Origin of the sequence: Empedobacter sp. GD03861, from assembly GCF_029840885.1 — a bacterium.
Classification (GTDB): domain Bacteria; phylum Bacteroidota; class Bacteroidia; order Flavobacteriales; family Weeksellaceae; genus Empedobacter; species Empedobacter falsenii_B.
This window is the reverse complement of record NZ_JAOCDJ010000042.1, coordinates 1-18,421: the sequence shown is the minus strand read 5'-3', so window position 1 is coordinate 18,421 and position 18,421 is coordinate 1. Positions and strand designations below refer to the sequence as shown.

Here is an 18,421-nt window from a genome sequence, read left to right as displayed (position 1 = left end):
TTTTATATTTTTTATGCAAATCTTTTATTACAACAGCTGGTTCATAAACCGTTTGAAATTTTATTGGTTTACTGTTTTTGAAATATTGTACTTTCAGCCACGTATCATTACTATCTAATTTTGTATAGCTGTTACTTTTTTCCAAGACTTTATCGTTCACCGTACTTAAAATTGCAAAATAATCAAAATTATTACGCTGACCAATTTCTGCTGCTCTCAACAAAGCATAGTCAAACGTTTTGTCTTTTTTATTGTATTCGTTTCCATCAAAACTAACAATATAGGTATCATTGTTCACCTTTTCTTCGGTATAACCGCCTGTACCATTATCTTTTTGGTATGCAACAGCCTTGCTGTTATGACAACTTGCTAAAGCAAAAATGAAAGCTCCAGCACATAAAATTTGAGTTAATTTTTTCATATCATTATAATTGGTTATTGTGCTTTAACAAAAGTTGTTCCTTTTAAGATATGTTTTTGATATTTCTAAATATTTTCTTAACAAATTATTTTTGAAGAAAATACTTTTTTATAAACATTTCTGATTAACAGTGTGTTTTTTAAACATTTAAAATCAATTTCGTTACAACATATTTAACATTCTATTAACTCATTGATTCTAATAAAAATCATTTAAGTTTTAATGCTTTATCTGATAAACTCACCTATTTTTGTAAATCAATTATAAGTAATGAGTAAATTAGAAAAATATCTATTTTCTACCAGAACCATGACGGTCTTGCTATTCATCTACGCAATCGCCATGGGTTATGCCACTTTCATTGAAAATGACTACGATACGGCTACTGCAAAAGCTGTTATTTACGAGGCAAAGTGGTTTGAGGTATTAATGATTTGGTTGATCGTTTTGTTCTTAATGAATATCAAACGATACCGATTATGGTCAAAGGAAAAATTGCCTTTATTGGTTTTCCACTTAGCATTTTTGTTTATTTTTATTGGAGGAGGAATTACTCGTTACATCAGTTTCGAGGGTGAAATGCCTATTCCAGAAGGAGGAACAAGTAACGAAATTACATCGTACAAATCTTATTTCAAGATGATGGTTGATGATGGTACACAACGTTTAGCGTACGACAATCATCAATACAACATGACGTATTTTGACAGAAAAGATAGTACAAGTTCTTTGTTCCGTAGACACTTTGAAGGTGAATATCAGTTCAAAGATAAAGTCATTAAATTAAAAACTTTTGATTACGTACCTCACGCTTTAGATACGGTTGTAAGAAAAAAAGAAGGAATTAATGTTTTAGAAATCGTGACAGTTGGACAAGCTGGACGTAATTCTGTTTTCATCAGAAATGGTGAAATAAAAAGTGTTAATGGAACTTTAGTTTCGTACAATAGACCGCAAGATGGTGCGGTACAAATTACTGGAGAAGGAGAAAATTTGGTTATCAAATCGCCTTTCGAAGGAGAATATGTACAAATGGCTGGACAACAAGTTGGACAAATTACAGACATGCAAAAATTGCAAGAAGGTGCTGGAAAAGTTGAATTTAATGTTCCTGCTCCATTAAAACTACGTTCGTTATATACAATCAACGGAGCGCAATTTGTAGTTCCAAATCCGGCTTTCAAAGGTGAAGTTTTATATAGACAAGGTTCTAAATTTAAAGCAGAAGAAAAGAATCTACCTGGTGCAATTAGAGCCGAAGTTATTGTTGGTGATAAACGCGATACAGTGACAATTGTTGGTGGAAAGGGTGTCACAAATTATTCTGCTGATGTACAAATTGACGGAATGAATATTTCGTTAGGTTACGGTTCTAAATTAGTAAAAGTTCCATTTAGCATTCGTTTAGATGACTTTATTTTAGATCGTTATCCTGGTTCTACAAATCCTTCTTCTTTCGAATCTAACATTACAGTTATCGACGAGGGAAAAGAAACAAAACATCACATTTATATGAACAATGTAATGGATTATAAAGGTTACCGTTTCTTCCAATCGAGTTATTTTCCAACGGAAGACGGAACTATTTTACAAGTTAACCAAGACTGGTGGGGGACTAACATTACCTATTTAGGATACTTCTTATTATTTGGAGGAATGTTTGTTTCATTATTCTGGAAAGGAACTCGTTTTACGCAATTAAACTCTCTATTAAAAAGTTTACATACCAAAAAAGTAAATATTTTACTTCCATTATTTTTACTTTCTGGATTAGCATTTGCTCAAAATCCAAGTACTACTGATGGAGGAAAAAATGGACATCAAAAAATTCAGACTGATTCGGAAAAAGGGAACGTTCATTCATCAGAGCACATTGGTAGTTTTTCTACAAAAATGGCTGATGGAGATGAATTAGCGAAGAATGTAAAAATTCCTGACGAACACGCTGATAAATTTGGTCATTTACTTACACAAGATATCGAAGGACGTATAAAACCTCTTAATACACAAGCTTTAGAAATCCTTAGAAAAGTTTATAAAAAAGATAAATTCCACGGATTATCTGCCAATAAATGGTTTATTTCTTTGCAATTAGACCCTGCTTATTGGGTAAATGCTCCGATGATTGAAGTTGGAGATAAAGGAGGAGATCGTTTAAAGAAAATTACAAGCGCAAACGAAGATGGTTACACATCTTTAATGAATTTGATCGATCCAAAAACGACTCGTTTTAAATTAGATAAAGCCTATAACGAGGCATTCTCAAGAAAACCTTCAGAGCGTTCTAAATTTGATGAGGAAGTAATTAAGGTTACAGAGCGTTTCAATATTTTAGATCAAACTGCAAAAGGATATCAATTAAAAATAATTCCAGTTCAGAATGATCCTTCAGAGCGTTGGACTTCTTGGATTTATCAAACACAAGAAAATCCTGTAGAAATCGATACAATGGCACTTGGAATGATTAGTGTTTATTTTAACATGGTTTCGAAAGGATTAGAAAATGGTAATTGGACGCCTGCAGATAATGCGGTAGATTATATCGATAAATACCAACAAAAATGGGGTAAAAATGTTGTGCCTTCTCCAACAAAAGTTGAGATAGAAGTGTTATACAACAAATACAACGTTTTCTTTTGGGTGATGATTGCTTATTGTATGGTTGGTGGAGTTTTAATGATTTTATCCTTCATTCAGTTATTTTCAGAAAGCAAAGCACTTCATCGAATTATCAATGTTTGTTTGGGATTAATATTTATTGTCTTTATCGTACAAGCCGCAGGACTTGGTGTTCGTTGGTATTTAACTGGACACGCACCTTGGTCTAATGGTTACGAAGCCATTGTATTTATTTCATGGATTAGTGTTTTAGCTGGATTGTTATTATACAAAAACCGAAACGCATTTATTCCAACAACAGGAGCTATGGTTGCTGTAATTATGATGGGATTTGCACACGGAGGTTCTATGTTAGATCCACAAATTACACCACTTGTTCCTGTACTAAAATCATATTGGTTAATTGTACACGTTGCGATTATCGTTTCATCTTATGGTTTCTTTGGATTAAGTGCTATTTTAGGAGTTTTCTCATTAATTATCATGATGATTAAACCAAATAAAAAGATTGAAATTTCGCTAAAAGAAATGACTTACGTTTCTGAAATGTCATTAACAATTGGTATTTTCTTACTTACCGTTGGTACATTCTTAGGAGGTATGTGGGCAAACGAATCTTGGGGACGTTACTGGTCTTGGGATCCAAAAGAAACTTGGGCTTTCGTTTCTGTAATTGTTTATGCAGTTGTTTTACATATGCGTTTAGTTCCAGGATTGAGAGGGAAATTTGCCTTCAATGTTGCAGCAATGTGGGCTGTTTGGACAGTAATTATGACGTATTTTGGCGTTAACTATTACTTATCTGGATTACACTCATACGCAGCCGGAGATCCAATTCCAATTCCATTCTGGGTTCCTGCAACAGCAGTCGCAATGTTAGTTTTATCTATTGCAGCTTGGTATTTCCAAAACAAAGTTTACCACGTAAAATCAAAAAATTAATTTCTTTAAATATTATAAAATAAAAAAGCTCATCCAAAGATGAGCTTTTTTATTTTAACCTACTTTAACTTACAAATCATAACATTTTTTTTAAATTTGTTTAAAATAGTACGCAATGAAATATTTATTCATCGGATTTTTAGGGCTATTTATAGCTTGTAATGCGCAAGAAACTAAGAAAGTTTCTAAAAAGCAAACCATTCATCAAACAACAAAAACACCTCAAAAAGTGAACAAAATTTACGATTATACATTCAAAGATATCAATGATGACGATTTTAATTTCGCTGATTTGAAAGGAAAGAAAATCTTAATTCTTAACACAGCTTCAAAATGTGGTTACACACCTCAATATGACGCTTTAGAAAAATTGTATCAAGAATATAAAGATCAAGGATTAGTAATTGTTGGATTTCCTTCGGACAATTTTGGAGGTCAAGAATTTGACAACAACGAAGAAATTGCAAGTTTTTGTAAATTAAATTATGGCGTAACTTTTCCTTTGATGTCAAAAAGTGATGTAATCGGAAAAAATCAAAATGAAATTTTCAAATTCTTAACAAAAAAATCATTGAACGGAAAATCTGACAATGATGTAAAATGGAATTTTACAAAATTTTTGATTAACGAAGACGGAACTTTAGAGGCTTCATATCCATCAAAAGTAACTCCAGATTCAAAAGAAATAATAGATTGGTTAAATAAATAGTAAATGAAGTTAGATATTCTTGCAATTGGAGCGCATCCTGATGACGTAGAATTGGGATGTGGAGGAACACTTGCAAAAGAAATTAAAAACGGTAAAACAGTTGGTATTCTCGATTTAACAAAAGGAGAATTGGGAACTCGTGGTACTGATGAAACGCGCCGTGTAGAAGCAAATGATGCCAAAAACATTTTGGGAGTTGCTGTAAGAGAAAATCTTGGAATTCCTGATGGTTTTTTCTTGAATGATAAAGAAAATCAATTGAAAATTGTCGAAATCATTCGCAAATATCAACCTGATATTATTTTGAGTAATGCACCTCACGATCGCCATCCAGATCATGGAAAAGGTTCAGATTTAGTGAATACTGCTATTTTCTTATCGGGTTTACCAAAAATTGATAATGGATTACCAGCTTGGCGTCCAAAAAAGCACTTCCACTACATTCAATGGTTGCCTTTAGAACCTCATTTTGTAATTGATATTTCTGGTTTTGTTGATACAAAAGTGGAAGCTTGCATGGCGTATAAAACGCAATTTTTTGATCCAAATTCGAGCGAACCTCAAACACCAATTTCATCGAAGAATTTTACAGATTCTATCCGATATCGTGCATATGATTTAGGAAGATTAATCGGAACTGAAGGTGGAGAAGGATTTATTTCGCGAAGTTATATTGGCGTAAATAATTTAGATTCTTTAATTTAGAAATAAAGGTGTAAAAAACCTTTATTTTTTTGTCAAAATTATTTGCAAGTACCGATTAATAGGCTATATTTGCAGTCCAATTGAGAGATTAAATAAAAGTTAATTTCGCAATAAAAATGGTGATTGTAGCTCAGTTGGTTAGAGCGCCGGATTGTGGTTCCGGAGGTCGTGGGTTCGAGACCCATCATTCACCCTAGAACTTTAGAATTAGTTTTAAAAGAAATTCAAACCAAATGGTGATTGTAGCTCAGTTGGTTAGAGCGCCGGATTGTGGTTCCGGAGGTCGTGGGTTCGAGACCCATCATTCACCCTAAAAACTTTAGAATTAGTTTCAAAAAAAATTCAAACCAAATGGTGATTGTAGCTCAGTTGGTTAGAGCGCCGGATTGTGGTTCCGGAGGTCGTGGGTTCGAGACCCATCATTCACCCACATTAAATCTCAATTTCAATAGAAGTTGAGATTTTTTTATTGAATTAATATCAAAACTTGGGAGCAATGCAAAAATTTGTGATAATCTGAATAAGAAAAAAGCTCTATCTCTAACTTCTTACAATTGCATTCTAAAGCTTTTTAATTTTTGGATTAGGAGTCAGGATTCTTGGTTATTTTAAATTATATTTTTATGGATAAAAAAAATAAGAATGATTTTTAGTTTGATTCTTCGTTGTAAATTTACCAAAACATTCAAAATGAAAAAATCATCAATATTCTTAGGAATGATTGCTTTTGCTGGAGTTTTAAGCTCTTGTTCAACTCAAAAAACAGCAGCAGAATCAACTCAAACCTCAATAGAAATGACAAAAGATTACGCTTTTCAATATTATGCTCAAGTTCCATTAACAACAGATATTTCGCATTTAACAAAAAACGAAAAAGAGATTTTACGTTTGATGTTCAAAACGGCAGATATTATGGACGATTTATTTTGGCAACAAGCTTATGGTGCTAAAATAGATTTGATGGACGAAACGAAAGGTGAAGCCAAAGAATATGCAAAAATAAACTACGGTCCTTGGGATAGATTGAATAACGAAACGCCTTTTATAAACGGTATTGGAGCAAAACCTGCTGGTGCAACTTTCTATCCAATTGATATGACGAAAGAGGAATTTGAACAAGCAAATATCAAAGATGGTAAATCTCCTTACTCAATTATTCGTCGTAATCGTGAAGGAAAATTATATTCGATTCCATACCACGAAAATTTCAAAAATCAATTATCAAAAGCCGCTGAATATTTAACAAAAGCATCAGAATTAGCAGAAGATGCTGGGCTTAAAAAATATTTAAAATTACGTGCTGCAGCTTTGATAAGCGATGATTTTTATGCAAGTGATTTGGCTTGGATGGATATGAAAAATGCAAATATTGATATGGTGGTTGGTCCGATTGAAAATTACGAAGATCAATTGTTTGGATATAAAACTTCATATTCTGCATATATTTTAGTAAAAGATATTGAATGGTCGAAAAAATTGGCAAAATTCGTTCAATATTTACCAGAATTACAGAAGAATTTACCTGTTTCTGCAAATTACAAAAAAGAAATTCCTGGAACTGATTCGGATCTTAATGCGTATGATGTGGTGTATTATGCGGGAGATTGTAACGCTGCTGGAAAAACAATTGCGATTAATTTACCAAATGATGAAAAAGTTCAACTAGAAAAAGGAACGCGCCGTTTGCAATTAAAAAATGCTATGAAAGCGAAATTTGATAAAATTCTTGCCCCAATTGCAACTGCTTTGATTGATGAAAGCCAACAGAAAAACATCAAATTTGATGCATTCTTTTCTAATGTGATGTTTCACGAAGTGGCGCATGGTTTAGGAATCAAAAATACAGTAAATGAAAAAGGTTCTGTCCGCGATGCTTTAAAAGAAGCTAATTCAGCTTTAGAAGAAGGAAAAGCTGATATTCTTGGTTTGTATATGGTGAATCAATTGTTGAAAAAAGGTGAATTGACAGGAACACAAGAAGATTATTTTGTGACTTTCTTGGCTGGAATCTTACGTTCAGTTCGTTTTGGAGCAAGTTCTGCACACGGACAAGCAAACATGATTGCGTTTAACTATTTTGCTGAAAATGGAGCTTTCGAAAAAACTACAAATGGACGTTACAGAGTAAATGTAGCTAAAATGGAAAAAGCAATGAATGGTTTATCAGAATTAATTTTGACACTTCAAGGAAATGGAGATTATGATGGTGTAAAAAAATTATATGCTGATAAAGGAATTATTCACGACGATTTACAAAAAGATTTAGATGTCTTGAAAACAAAAAACATTCCAGTTGATGTTGTTTTTGAACAAGGTCCAAAAATGTTGGGATTGTAAAAATAGATTCAATAAAAAAGCTTTCTCAAAATTGAGAAAGCTTTTTTGTTATTCATATAATTTCGTAGCAAAATCCTTCATCGGATTTCTAACTTTTTTCATTGGCGCTAGCCAATCTTCACTGTCTCTGTATCCCAAAGGAAGCATTAAAACGCTTCGCATTCCTTTTTCTTTCAAATCAAGCAAATCATCCAATTCAGCATTATCAAAACCTTCCATTGGCGTACTATCAATTTTCAATTCTGCAGCTTGAGCAAGCGCAAAACCTAATCCAATGTAGGCTTGACGAGCAGTATGTGCAAAATTTTCTTCAGAAGTTTGAGGCAAATAAATTCCTTTCAATTTATCTGTATATGAACCAAAACGACCTCTTGGCAAATCTCTCTCATCCGTTGTATAATCGTAAATTGCATCAATACGATCTTCTGTGTAACGATCCCAAGCTACAAAAACCAATAAATGCGAACAATCTACAATCGCTTGCTGATCATAGGCAATTGGAACAATTTTTTGTTGCAATTCTTTGTTTTTAATAACCAAAATTCTGAACTGTTGCAAACCTGATGAAGTTGGCGCTAAACGAGCGGCTTCAACAATTTTTTTAACGTCTTCTTCTTCAACAATCAAAGACGGATCATATTTTTTTGTGGCGTAACGCCATTTCAAATCATCTATTAAAGACATAATTACTTATTTAAAATCTTTCTAAAAATACATCAAAAAAGTAATCGATCGACCAAAAAATATGCTAAAATTTATGTTATTTATCTTGTTTCCATTCCAAAAAATAACTTCCTGTTGCATTCGTAGAATTCCAACGAACTTGATAATCACCTTTTGCTAAATCAACTGTAAAATTTTCTTCTTTCGAATTTGTAAGTTGACGATTAAACACAACTTCATTATTTTGATCGACAATTTCAAACATCATTTCGCCTTCTAATTTAATATTCGAATGAAAATTAGCAGTTAAGCTTTTCGATATATTTAACTTAATATAACTCGTTCCAGAAGCATCTTCAAATTTCGCTTTTGTCCAATTATCACCATTCGAATTCGACCATTTCGAATCTCCAACTCCTTTGTCAAAAAAAGTTCCTTGCGATTTGATATTTGGATTATCCACTTTTCTATAAAAATTATTCGAGTCAACATCTGCATTAACTTTTACTGTAATACATGATTGTAACGAAATCATTGCGATAATAAGTGCTATTTTTTTCATATTAGTTTCTGTTTTACTAAATAGATGCAGCATTTTGAAAAAAGTTACAGCAAACAAATATTTTTAAATCATTTTTGATATGCGTAACTTTCGCAAAATATTCTGATGAACGATACTACAGCTCAATTTTTGCAAGAAAACTTTACTCAAAAAGCAATTGAAAGTTTAACTCAACTTTCAGGAGGAGGTTCAGCTCGAGTATATTCGAGATTTTTTGATCAAAATCAGTCGTATATTTTGGCTGAAAGCTCTAATATTGAAGAAAATAAAGTATTTATTCAGTTCTCTTTAGATTTAAAAAAAGTCATCAATAATATTCCAGAAATTGTTTCAGTTTCAGAAGATTTTGCAACCTATGTTCAAACAGATTTAGGAGACGAAACACTGATGAATATTGTCTTGAATGATTTCGAAAAAGCAAAACCTTATTATTTTAAGACATTAGAAAAATTAGCAATTGCTCAAATTCAAGGTGCAACTAAAATCGATTTTAATCATACTTTTTCGTATCCAAAATTAGATAAAACATTAATTTTAAGAGATTTATTTCAGTTTAATTTTTACTTTTTAGATGTCTTAGGAATTGATTACAATGCAGGAAAATTAATCAAAGATTTTGATCGTTTTGCGTCTCAATTTGATAAACTTTCGCCACAAGGTTTTGTGTTCAGAGATTTCCAAACGCGCAACATTATGATTCATCAAAACGAACCTTATTTTATCGATTATCAAGGCGGTTTATATGGACCTGTTGTCTATGATTTGGTTTCGTTAATTTGGCAAGCAAAAGCCAATTTACCATTTGAATTTAAAAAAGAATTATACGAATTTTATTACCAAGAATTAACCAAACAAATTCCAACTTTAGTTCCAATAGATTTTCGTCAATCGTACGAATATTGTGTAGTTGCTCGACTTTTACAAGTTTTAGGAACCTATGGTTTGAGAGGAATTATTGAACGTAAAAAACACTTTTTAGAAAGTATTTCATTTGGGCTTAAAAACTTAGAATCAATAATCGATTATCCTATATTACAAAATTATCCAGAATTAAAACATATTATAAAAATCCTTGTTCTTCCAGAAACGTTAGAACGCATAAATCATAAAATAAATGGCTAAATTAAACATCAACGTTCGTAGTTTTTCGTATAAAAAAGGAATTCCAACCGATCCAACTGGAAATGGTGGTGGTTTCGTTTTTGATTGTCGTGGAATTCTAAATCCAGGTCGAATTCAGGCATATAAAACACAAACAGGGCGCGACGAAGAGGTTAAAAAATACTTGGAAACAGAAACTAAAATTGCAGTTTTTTTAGAAGGTGTTTTTCAAATTATTGACATTTCGATCGAAGATTATTTGCAACGAGGTTTCGAGAATTTAGAAATTAATTTTGGTTGCACAGGCGGACAACATCGATCAGTTTATTCTGCTGATGCGACTGCAAAACATATTCAAGAGAAATTTCCAGAAGCGCAAGTTACGTTACATCATATTGTGCAAGAAGAAAAAAATTGGATAAACGAGGCGTATTAATATGAAAGCAATGATTTTTGCAGCGGGTCTTGGGACTCGTTTAAAACCATTTACTGACAACCATCCCAAAGCTTTAGCAGTTGTAAATGGAAAACCTCTTTTGCAACGAAATATAGAATATTTGAAATCTTTCGGAATTAATGAAATCGTGATTAACGTGCATCATTTTGCAGATCAAATCATTGAGTTTTTAGAAGATAATAATTATTTCGGAATTGAAATTACTATTTCAGATGAAACAGATCAAGTTCTTGAAACTGGTGGTGGTTTGGTTAAAGCAAAAGCTAATTTCGAGGAAGATTTTTTGGTGATGAATGTGGACATTTTAACAGATCTAAATCTTGCTAAATTTATCAAAGCACATCAAGAAAACAAAGCGTTAGTAACGTTAGCAGTTTCTGATCGAAATTCATCTCGTAAACTATTTTTCAATGAACAAAATGAATTAAAAGGTTGGCGAAATCTGAAAACAGAAGAAGAAATAAAAGCTGTAGATTCTTTAGACAATTGCAAAGATTTAGCTTTTAGTGGAATTCATGTTATTTCTCCTACTCTATTTGATAAAATTACAGAGAAAGGTAAATTTTCTATCATGAAAGTTTATATGGACTTGATGAAAACTGAATCTATCATTGGTTTTGATCATTCTGGCGGAATTTTAATCGACGTAGGTCGACCAGAAAGCGTGTTAGAAGCAGAACAATATTTTAAATAGAAAACAAAAAACTCAATTCAATGGATTGAGTTTTTTTATGCAAAAAGTTTACATATCTTAGATAGAATGAATACATTAATTATTTTATCTATTTAACTATTGTTGTAGTGATAATTCTCGCTTCAATACTTTACTTTTCTTTCAAAAATAAAGTTGGAAAGATTCAGCTAAAGTAAATTACAATAAAAGTTTAGATTTAATCAGAAATAATTATAAAAATCAAGATGCTTATGATGAAGTATTTTTAGAAATTTATGATACAGAAATTCAGGATAAATTGAAAGAATTGTAAAAGTAATTGCTCAAAAAAATATCCATTTTTTTTAATTTCTAGACTTCGCTTGAAATAATATTTTCTGAATTTATTTTTAAAAATCAATAAAACTCGCCATCTACATAAAACCATTTACCATTTTCTTGCACAAACGTAGAAAGTTCATCATGTTCGTAGATTTCACCTTGTTTGTCTTGGTAATAAGCTCTAAATCGAACTTTATTATCTTTAGCAAAAACAATTTCTAACTTTAACCATTTATTCGATTTTACCCAATCTTCGATATCACTAAAATCATTATCTTTTTGTGTAGAAGAATGTGTTGTATCAACTAAATATTCAGGCAAAACCATTGCAAAAGCAGCGTAACGAGAACGCATCAACTCTTCGGGAGTTTTTGGCAATTCAATATTCAAATGAAAAGGTTCGCAACAAGTTGCATATATTTTTCCAGAACAACAAGGACAATTCATTTTATTCTTTATTTTTTGCAAAGATACTGTTTACTTGTCTTTGTGGTAATGATAATGATCCTGAATCACCACTTGAATAAAATCAATATTTCCTAAACCATCACTTTTCACCTCCATTATTTCCTCCAGTTTTCGCGTTAATTTTAATAAAATATCATAATTATTATTGTTTAATGCAGACGTAAAATTTTCTTTTACAATATTAATATCACGATCAGACAAGCGATAAACTTCGGGAAAACGAATTTTATAGGTTTCAGAAACTTCAGCGAAAATAGTTTGTGATAAATCTAATTTCGGATTCAAATCAATCAAACATGTATTCGCAACAATATCACCTAAACGTTGACCATTTTTATTTATAATCATCGTTATCAACGCGATAAGTCCAGTAAATAAAAACAATTCGACACTTCCAATTACCCAACGCAAGAAATAATCAAAATTATTGGCACGATTTCCGTCCATTCGTATTACACGAATTTTCATAATCCATTTTCCAATTGTTTGCCCTTTCATTAAAATCTCTAAAATCAATGGATAAAGTAAAAATATAAAACCTATTATACTATAAATTCCCATTCGAAACCATTCGTCTCTATTCGGAATAAACTCCGAAAAATAAGACATGCCGTAAACTAATACGATCCGGATAATCATATCAATAATATAAGCAAGTAAACGTTTTCCGAGTGGCGCAATATTATAAGCAATTTGCACGTTTTGTGGTGTATTGACTAAAAGTTTATTCATATATTTGGTTCACTAACAACTACTCTACTATGAGAGAAGCGCATTTTATTGATAAAAATAAGGCGAAATGGTCTGATATTGAACATAATTTGAAAAATAAAATTGATGTTCATCCAGATATTTTAGCAAAAAACTACATCGAAATTACAAATGATTTAGCGTTTGCTCAAACTTATTACCCAAAAAGTAAGACAAAAGATTATTTGAACGAACTAGCTTTATTTGCGCATCAGTCAATTTACAAAGATCAACGAACTTCTGGAAATCAATTTGTGCAATTCTTCAAAGAAGATGTGCCAAATGTTGTGTACAAAAATCACAAAATGTTGTTGTATTCGTTCTTAATTTTTGCCTTAGCGGTTTTAATTGGCATTTTATCGTCACATTTCGATCCAGATTTTACACGATTAATTTTAGGAAATCAATACGTAGACGAAACGTTAATGAACATCAAAAAAGGTGATCCTGCAGCAATTTACAAATCAGGAAGTCAGACTGGCTCTACATTAGCTATAACCATCAACAATATTCGTGTTGCTTTTTTTGCTTTTACATTAGGATTATTTTTCAGTATTGGATCAGGATATATTCTATTTTCGAACGGAATTATGTTAGGTGCATTTCATTATATGTTTTTCAAAGAAGGCGTTTTGGGAAAGGCAATGTCAGCAATTTGGATGCATGGAACAATCGAAATTTCGGTGATTATTATTGCTGGAGCTTGCGGATTAATGCTTGGAAATGGCTTTATGTTTCCAAAAACTTTATCGCGAAAAAAATCACTCACAATCAAAGCAAAAGAAGCGGTAATGATTTTATTAAGCACTGTTCCAATGTTTATTATAGCTGGATTTATCGAAGGTTTTATTACGCGTTTATATGATGTTAATATTGTATTGAGTTTATTGGTAATAATCCTTTCATTAATCTTAATTATTTGGTATTACATCATTTATCCGATTCAAAAAAATAGACAAAAAACTTTTTCGTTCAATCAAACTTTAGAATCGAATGAAACAATTTAGACTATTTTTTACATTTACATTATTATTAATTCAATTCGTTGTTTTTGCACAAGAAAAAACAGCAGAATTTAAAGCATTCAAAGAAAAATATGCTGGAAAAGAATTTAATTACGAAGATGTTCCAAAACCTAAAAAAGAATTCGAACCAGGCTTTTTCTCAAAATTAATCGAAGGTATTTTTAGATTTCTTTCTTATTTACCTTGGGAAATCATTTTCTATTTTGTGATTGGATTATTCTTAATTTTTCTTGCCACACGTATTTACAAAAATGGTGGAATTCTTAAACGAAATTCGAAAAAATTATATGACGAATCTGATTTTGATTTTATCGAAGAAAATTTAGCCGAAGTTAATTTGAATTCATTAATCAATAAAGCAGAAACAGAACAAAATTTTGCTTTAGCAATTCGTTATTTGCATTATCAAAATCTACAAAATTTAGATAAAAAAGGTTGGATTGAATGGGATCCGAAGAAAACAAATCAACAATTTATCAATCAAATAAAAGACGAAAAATCAAAGATTTTATTCAATCAAAATACTAAAATTTTCAATCAAGTTTGGTTTGGAGAATTTAAAATTGATGAAAATAAATACCACGAATTCAAGACAAATTTCAATCAGTTTAACCAATATTTAGCCTCATGAAAAAGAAATTAGGTATTCTATTAGGCGCTATTTTATTGATCGGAATTTTTATATTTTCTTTCTCAAAACTTCGTTATAAGCTTCCTAAATCATGGAATGTAAGCCTTTATCAAAATAGTAAAGATCCGTACGGATTATTTATTATGCACGAAGAACTTGGGAAGTTATCTAATGGGAAAATGAAAGATTTGGAAAAACTTTCTGAATTAAAAATTGATCCTAAAAAAGCAAAAGATTATGCAGTTGTTGTGCTCGGTTCTGAAATTTATTTTGATACAGTTTCTAAAAATTTATTGAGCAAAATTGCCGAAAATGGTGGAATTGTGATGATTGCAGATTATTATGACAATTTTGGTGATGACACAAATGGAAAAGAAGATATTAACGAAGAAACGTATTCTACAGATACGCCAACAACTGATTCTACGGAATCTGAAGAGAATATCTTGTACAATCAGACAATAAATATTAATGATCATTTTGAGCTTAGAACAAATAAATTGTTCAAAATAAAGAAGAAAAAAGAAATCGAACATCATTATTTTAGCGACATCACAAATGATTCTGAAATTTTTGGAACAATTACTTATAAAGATAAGGCTTACCCAAATTATTTAAAAATCAAACCAAAAGATTACAAAGGTTATTATTTGTATCATGCAGAACCGCTTTATTTTACGAATTATTATTTATTAAATGAAGACAGTTATTTCTATGCTAAATCAGTTTTAGAACCATTAAAAGGGAAAACTATTTTTTGGTACAATACCTCGAAAACTTATGCAGGAAGTTCGTCAATGATGCGTTTCATAATGGGTGAACCAGCTCTAAAAGCTGCTTGGATAACACTATTGGTTTTACTTTTCTTCTTTTTACTTTTTAGAAGTAAACGCGAACAACGCATCATTCCAATTTATACCAAAGAAGAAAATCATACCGTCGAATTTGCCAAAACAATTTCTTCTTTATACCAAGAAAATGGCGAAGTAAAAGACATTGTTTCAAAGAAAATCGATTATTTTTTATACAAATTGAGAAAAACATTTTTAATCGAAACAGACGATATTACAAACAAACAATTCATTGAAATTGTTGCACAAAAAGCAAATTTGAGCCAAGAAGAATGTCTTGAAAAATTCACGATTCTGAAAAATATTTATCAAAAAAATCAACCAAATGAACACGATTTGAAAATTGTGTATCAAATCATCGAAAACTATAAACAAAAAGCAAATATCTAATGAGCGAAAATACATATCAACCATTCGAAAATAGAGTCGATTTTTCGGATGTACAACATAAAATGCAAACTGTAAAAAATGAATTGAAAAAGGTAATTGTCGGACAAGATGATATTATCGATCAATTAATTTTGGCTTTGCTTTCTAACGGACATTCTCTGATAGAAGGTTTGCCTGGAGTTGCCAAAACAATGATGGCAAAATTGTTGGCAAAAACGATAGATTCTGGTTTTAGTAGAATTCAGTTTACGCCAGATTTAATGCCTTCTGATGTGATTGGAACGTCTATTTTAAATTCTAAAATCAATGAATTTGAGTTCAAAAAAGGACCAATTTTTTCGAATATTATTTTAATTGATGAGATTAACCGTTCGCCTGCAAAAACTCAAGCGGCTTTATTCGAATCGATGTCAGAAAGACAAGTAACAGTTGATGGAACAACTTATCCTTTGCAAGCTCCTTTTTTGGTTTTTGCAACTCAAAATCCAATTGAACAAGAAGGAACATATCGCTTACCTGAAGCGCAATTGGATCGTTTTATGTTTAAGATTTATGTCAAATATCCTTCGTTAGAAAGTGAAATTGAATTATTGAAAGAACAACAAGAACGCAAGAATATTGACAAAGAAACGTTGGTAGAAAAAGTAATTTCAGGAAATGAAATTATTGAGTTCCAAGATCGCATAAAATCAGTTTTCGTACACGAAGCGTTGATTACGTATATTGCGACAATTGTTCATCAAACCAGAATCGATCAAACCTTGTATATGGGTGCATCGCCACGTGCTTCTATCGCGATTTTAGATGCTGCAAAATCAAATGCAGCGGTGAATGGACGCGATTTTGTGATTCCAGAAGATATCAAGCAAATTGCGCATACAATTTTGGGACACCGCGTTGTGATGGTTCCTGAAAAAGAGATGGAAGGTTTTACAACACAACATATTATTCAGCAAATTATTGATCGCGTAGAAATTCCTCGTTAATGAAATTTTTCAGAAGCTTATTTCTTACCAATCGCTTTTTTTATGCGGGATTATTCATTGCATTTTGTTATGTGATTGCATTTTTTCTATCTCCTATTTACATTATTGCAAAGATTTTGACACTTGTCTTTATCGTCAGTGTTATTGTCGAAATATTTTTGGTTTATATTCCTAAAACTTCCATTGAAGTTCTTCGAAATTATCCAGAACGACTTTCAAATGGTGATGAAAATGAATTGGAACTTTTCGTAACAAATCATTATCAATTCCCTCTAAATGTAAGGATTATAGAAGAGTTTCCTGTTCAATTACAATTAAGAGATTTTCAGTTTAGAAAACGATTTAAAAGTAGTCAAAATACTAAATTTGATTTCAAAATTCGACCAACAGAACGAGGTTCATATAAATTTGGATTAACAAATGTATTTATTTCTGTTTTTGGATTGATTGAGAAAAAGATCAAAATAAACGAACCAATTTCGATTGCTTGTTATCCTTCTTATTTGCAATTAAAACAGTTTCAATTATATTCTACCGCTCAGTTACAGAATCAATTTGGAATGAAAAGGATTCGAAAAATTGGAACAAATACAGAATTTGAAAATATAAAAAATTATACGATTGGTGACGAATATCGTTTAATCAATTGGAAAGCAACGGCAAAAGCAAATCGACTGATGGTCAATCAATTTCAGGAAGAAAAATCGCAGCCTGTTTATTCGTTAATTGACTTAGGGAGAACGATGCGAATGCCTTTTGATGGTTTAAAATTGTTGGATTATTCAATCAATTCTAGCTTAGTTGTCGCAAATATTTCACTTCAAAAAAATGAAAAAGCAGGTTTAATAACATTTAATAAAAGAATTCAAGATCACGTTGTTGCGGATAGAAAAAATCATCAAATGCAATTGATTTTGGAGAAATTATACAATGTACAAACTGATTTTTTGGAAAGTGATTTTGGACAATTGTATGCCTATATCAAACGAAAATTAACGCAACGATCGCTTTTATTTATTTATACCAATTTTGAAACAATTGATGGTTTGGAACGTCAATTACCTTATCTAAAATTGATTAAAAAATCGCATGTTGTCGTTTTGATTCTATTTAAAAATTCGGAATTGAAAAAACTTAATCATCAGAAAGCAAAGACTACTACTGATATTTACGATCAAACAATTGCCGAAAAGTTTAATTACGACAAAGAATTAATCATAAATCGTTTGCATCAATTTGGGATTTTAACCATTTATTGCGAACCACAAGAATTGTCTATTAACTTAATCAATAAATATTTAGAGATAAAAGCGCGAGGTTTATTTTAAAAAAAGATTTATTTAACCAATTATTTAGAAAAAAAAGCACAATTATTGCTTAAAGTTGGTCAATTTAATCTGAACAACCATGAAAAAACTATTACAGATCTTTTGTTTAATTTTAACAACAAGTCTTTTTGCACAAACAAATTTTATCGAAAATAAAACACTTTCTACAAAGCGCGTAATCCTTTTGGACGCTGGACATGGAGGAACAGATACTGGCGTAAAAAAAGATGAATTTCAGGAAAAAGATATTGCGCTGAAAATTGCAGAAATTATTCAAGAAAAAAATCCTTTTACAGATATTGATTTTGTATTATTGAGAAAAGGTGACGAACAAATTATCAATACAAGTCGTGCGAAAATGATTAATGAAATAAAACCTGATTTGGTTTTATCAATTCACGCAAATTATAATGTAAAAGATTCGAAAAAAGGAACAGAAATTCACCTTTCTCCATTGAATCCTACTTTCGAAGAATGTAAAA

Annotated in this window: 18 protein-coding genes and 3 tRNA genes; 16 read left to right on the top strand and 5 right to left on the bottom strand. The window is 31.1% G+C overall.

Translation table 11 applies throughout. The features are described 5' to 3' along the window. Positions 1 to 421 (bottom strand): hypothetical protein (locus N5D03_RS13175; RefSeq protein WP_280051911.1); only part of this gene is annotated, 421 nt, incomplete at its 3' end. A 270-nt stretch (positions 422 to 691) separates the two neighbouring features. On the opposite strand from N5D03_RS13175, the gene ccsA reads away from it, so the two are divergent. From ccsA to N5D03_RS13140, 7 genes are all read left to right on the top strand, one after another. Continuing rightward, positions 692 to 3,982, top strand: a complete 3,291-nt coding sequence (gene ccsA, locus N5D03_RS13170; protein ID WP_125349100.1) for a cytochrome c biogenesis protein CcsA — start codon at positions 692 to 694, stop codon at positions 3,980 to 3,982. Between the two features lie 115 nt (positions 3,983 to 4,097). Then, on the top strand, positions 4,098 to 4,691 hold the full coding sequence (locus tag N5D03_RS13165; RefSeq protein ID WP_181816287.1) for a glutathione peroxidase: 594 nt from the start codon (positions 4,098 to 4,100) through the stop codon (positions 4,689 to 4,691). A 3-nt stretch (positions 4,692 to 4,694) separates the two neighbouring features. Next, positions 4,695 to 5,396 carry a bacillithiol biosynthesis deacetylase BshB1 gene (gene bshB1, locus N5D03_RS13160; protein ID WP_125349099.1) on the top strand — a complete coding sequence of 234 codons (702 nt, stop codon included), beginning with the start codon at positions 4,695 to 4,697 and terminating at the stop codon, positions 5,394 to 5,396. Positions 5,397 to 5,514: 118 nt separating this feature from the next. Further along, a tRNA-His gene (locus tag N5D03_RS13155) sits at positions 5,515 to 5,590 on the top strand. A gap of 41 nt (positions 5,591 to 5,631) precedes the next feature. After that, positions 5,632 to 5,707 (top strand) — tRNA-His (locus tag N5D03_RS13150). A gap of 42 nt (positions 5,708 to 5,749) precedes the next feature. Next, positions 5,750 to 5,825, top strand: a tRNA-His gene (locus tag N5D03_RS13145). A 261-nt stretch (positions 5,826 to 6,086) separates the two neighbouring features. Further along, positions 6,087 to 7,733 (top strand): Zn-dependent hydrolase, encoded by a 1,647-nt coding sequence (locus N5D03_RS13140; protein WP_125349098.1) that lies wholly within the window; start codon positions 6,087 to 6,089, stop codon positions 7,731 to 7,733. A 48-nt stretch (positions 7,734 to 7,781) separates the two neighbouring features. Here the strand turns inward: N5D03_RS13140 and N5D03_RS13135 are convergent, their stop codons facing one another. Next, positions 7,782 to 8,417 (bottom strand): NAD(P)H-dependent oxidoreductase, encoded by a 636-nt coding sequence (locus N5D03_RS13135; protein WP_114999737.1) that lies wholly within the window; start codon positions 8,415 to 8,417, stop codon positions 7,782 to 7,784. Between the two features lie 76 nt (positions 8,418 to 8,493). Then, positions 8,494 to 8,958 carry a hypothetical protein gene (locus N5D03_RS13130; RefSeq protein ID WP_152606167.1) on the bottom strand — a complete coding sequence of 155 codons (465 nt, stop codon included), beginning with the start codon at positions 8,956 to 8,958 and terminating at the stop codon, positions 8,494 to 8,496. A 105-nt stretch (positions 8,959 to 9,063) separates the two neighbouring features. Here N5D03_RS13130 and N5D03_RS13125 point away from each other — a divergent pair, with 105 nt between their 5' ends. The 3 genes from N5D03_RS13125 to N5D03_RS13115 are packed head-to-tail and all read left to right on the top strand — an operon-like array spanning position 9,064 to position 11,210. Then, positions 9,064 to 10,080 carry a phosphotransferase gene (locus N5D03_RS13125; RefSeq protein WP_219034690.1) on the top strand — a complete coding sequence of 339 codons (1,017 nt, stop codon included), beginning with the start codon at positions 9,064 to 9,066 and terminating at the stop codon, positions 10,078 to 10,080. Then, positions 10,073 to 10,495 (top strand): RNase adapter RapZ, encoded by a 423-nt coding sequence (locus tag N5D03_RS13120; protein WP_280036842.1) that lies wholly within the window; start codon positions 10,073 to 10,075, stop codon positions 10,493 to 10,495. The genes N5D03_RS13125 and N5D03_RS13120 overlap by 8 nt, the downstream gene beginning before the upstream one ends. A 1-nt stretch (position 10,496) precedes the next feature. After that, positions 10,497 to 11,210 carry a nucleotidyltransferase family protein gene (locus N5D03_RS13115; RefSeq protein WP_219034688.1) on the top strand — a complete coding sequence of 238 codons (714 nt, stop codon included), beginning with the start codon at positions 10,497 to 10,499 and terminating at the stop codon, positions 11,208 to 11,210. A gap of 375 nt (positions 11,211 to 11,585) precedes the next feature. Here N5D03_RS13115 and N5D03_RS13110 read toward each other — a convergent pair whose 3' ends face one another. Continuing rightward, complete coding sequence (locus tag N5D03_RS13110) at positions 11,586 to 11,957, bottom strand: YchJ family metal-binding protein (RefSeq protein ID WP_280048948.1); 372 nt, start codon at positions 11,955 to 11,957, stop codon at positions 11,586 to 11,588. Between the two features lie 30 nt (positions 11,958 to 11,987). Next, positions 11,988 to 12,710, bottom strand: a complete 723-nt coding sequence (locus N5D03_RS13105; protein ID WP_280051910.1) for an RDD family protein — start codon at positions 12,708 to 12,710, stop codon at positions 11,988 to 11,990. Positions 12,711 to 12,739: 29 nt separating this feature from the next. On the opposite strand from N5D03_RS13105, the gene N5D03_RS13100 reads away from it, so the two are divergent. The 6 genes from N5D03_RS13100 to N5D03_RS13075 form a co-directional block, all read left to right on the top strand. After that, on the top strand, positions 12,740 to 13,735 hold the full coding sequence (locus N5D03_RS13100) for a stage II sporulation protein M (protein ID WP_280051908.1): 996 nt from the start codon (positions 12,740 to 12,742) through the stop codon (positions 13,733 to 13,735). Next, positions 13,722 to 14,384: a hypothetical protein gene (locus N5D03_RS13095; RefSeq protein WP_280051906.1), complete on the top strand. Its 663-nt coding sequence runs from the start codon at positions 13,722 to 13,724 to the stop codon at positions 14,382 to 14,384. Before N5D03_RS13100 ends, N5D03_RS13095 begins: the two co-directional genes overlap by 14 nt. After that, a complete protein-coding gene (locus tag N5D03_RS13090) occupies positions 14,381 to 15,625 on the top strand; it encodes a hypothetical protein (protein WP_280051904.1) in 1,245 nt (414 codons plus the stop codon). Before N5D03_RS13095 ends, N5D03_RS13090 begins: the two co-directional genes overlap by 4 nt. After that, positions 15,625 to 16,611 carry a MoxR family ATPase gene (locus N5D03_RS13085; RefSeq protein ID WP_219034683.1) on the top strand — a complete coding sequence of 329 codons (987 nt, stop codon included), beginning with the start codon at positions 15,625 to 15,627 and terminating at the stop codon, positions 16,609 to 16,611. Before N5D03_RS13090 ends, N5D03_RS13085 begins: the two co-directional genes overlap by 1 nt. Further along, positions 16,611 to 17,939: a DUF58 domain-containing protein gene (locus N5D03_RS13080; RefSeq protein ID WP_219034682.1), complete on the top strand. Its 1,329-nt coding sequence runs from the start codon at positions 16,611 to 16,613 to the stop codon at positions 17,937 to 17,939. The genes N5D03_RS13085 and N5D03_RS13080 overlap by 1 nt, the downstream gene beginning before the upstream one ends. Before the next feature lie 79 nt (positions 17,940 to 18,018). Beyond that, a partial coding sequence (locus N5D03_RS13075) for an N-acetylmuramoyl-L-alanine amidase (protein WP_280051902.1) occupies positions 18,019 to 18,421 on the top strand: 403 nt, incomplete at its 3' end.

What these genes read in the sequence shown, in the direction of transcription:
- ccsA (WP_125349100.1), top strand. Translation starts at nt 692, where the DNA reads ATGAGTAAATTAGAAAAATATCTATTTTCTACCAGAACCATGACGGTC.
- N5D03_RS13165 (WP_181816287.1), top strand. Translation starts at nt 4,098, where the DNA reads ATGAAATATTTATTCATCGGATTTTTAGGGCTATTTATAGCTTGTAAT.
- bshB1 (WP_125349099.1), top strand. Translation starts at nt 4,695, where the DNA reads ATGAAGTTAGATATTCTTGCAATTGGAGCGCATCCTGATGACGTAGAA.
- N5D03_RS13140 (WP_125349098.1), top strand. Translation starts at nt 6,087, where the DNA reads ATGAAAAAATCATCAATATTCTTAGGAATGATTGCTTTTGCTGGAGTT.
- N5D03_RS13135 (WP_114999737.1), bottom strand. Translation starts at nt 8,417, where the DNA reads ATGTCTTTAATAGATGATTTGAAATGGCGTTACGCCACAAAAAAATAT.
- N5D03_RS13130 (WP_152606167.1), bottom strand. Translation starts at nt 8,958, where the DNA reads ATGAAAAAAATAGCACTTATTATCGCAATGATTTCGTTACAATCATGT.
- N5D03_RS13125 (WP_219034690.1), top strand. Translation starts at nt 9,064, where the DNA reads ATGAACGATACTACAGCTCAATTTTTGCAAGAAAACTTTACTCAAAAA.
- N5D03_RS13120 (WP_280036842.1), top strand. Translation starts at nt 10,073, where the DNA reads ATGGCTAAATTAAACATCAACGTTCGTAGTTTTTCGTATAAAAAAGGA.
- N5D03_RS13115 (WP_219034688.1), top strand. Translation starts at nt 10,497, where the DNA reads ATGAAAGCAATGATTTTTGCAGCGGGTCTTGGGACTCGTTTAAAACCA.
- N5D03_RS13110 (WP_280048948.1), bottom strand. Translation starts at nt 11,957, where the DNA reads ATGAATTGTCCTTGTTGTTCTGGAAAAATATATGCAACTTGTTGCGAA.
- N5D03_RS13105 (WP_280051910.1), bottom strand. Translation starts at nt 12,710, where the DNA reads ATGAATAAACTTTTAGTCAATACACCACAAAACGTGCAAATTGCTTAT.
- N5D03_RS13100 (WP_280051908.1), top strand. Translation starts at nt 12,740, where the DNA reads ATGAGAGAAGCGCATTTTATTGATAAAAATAAGGCGAAATGGTCTGAT.
- N5D03_RS13095 (WP_280051906.1), top strand. Translation starts at nt 13,722, where the DNA reads ATGAAACAATTTAGACTATTTTTTACATTTACATTATTATTAATTCAA.
- N5D03_RS13090 (WP_280051904.1), top strand. Translation starts at nt 14,381, where the DNA reads ATGAAAAAGAAATTAGGTATTCTATTAGGCGCTATTTTATTGATCGGA.
- N5D03_RS13085 (WP_219034683.1), top strand. Translation starts at nt 15,625, where the DNA reads ATGAGCGAAAATACATATCAACCATTCGAAAATAGAGTCGATTTTTCG.
- N5D03_RS13080 (WP_219034682.1), top strand. Translation starts at nt 16,611, where the DNA reads ATGAAATTTTTCAGAAGCTTATTTCTTACCAATCGCTTTTTTTATGCG.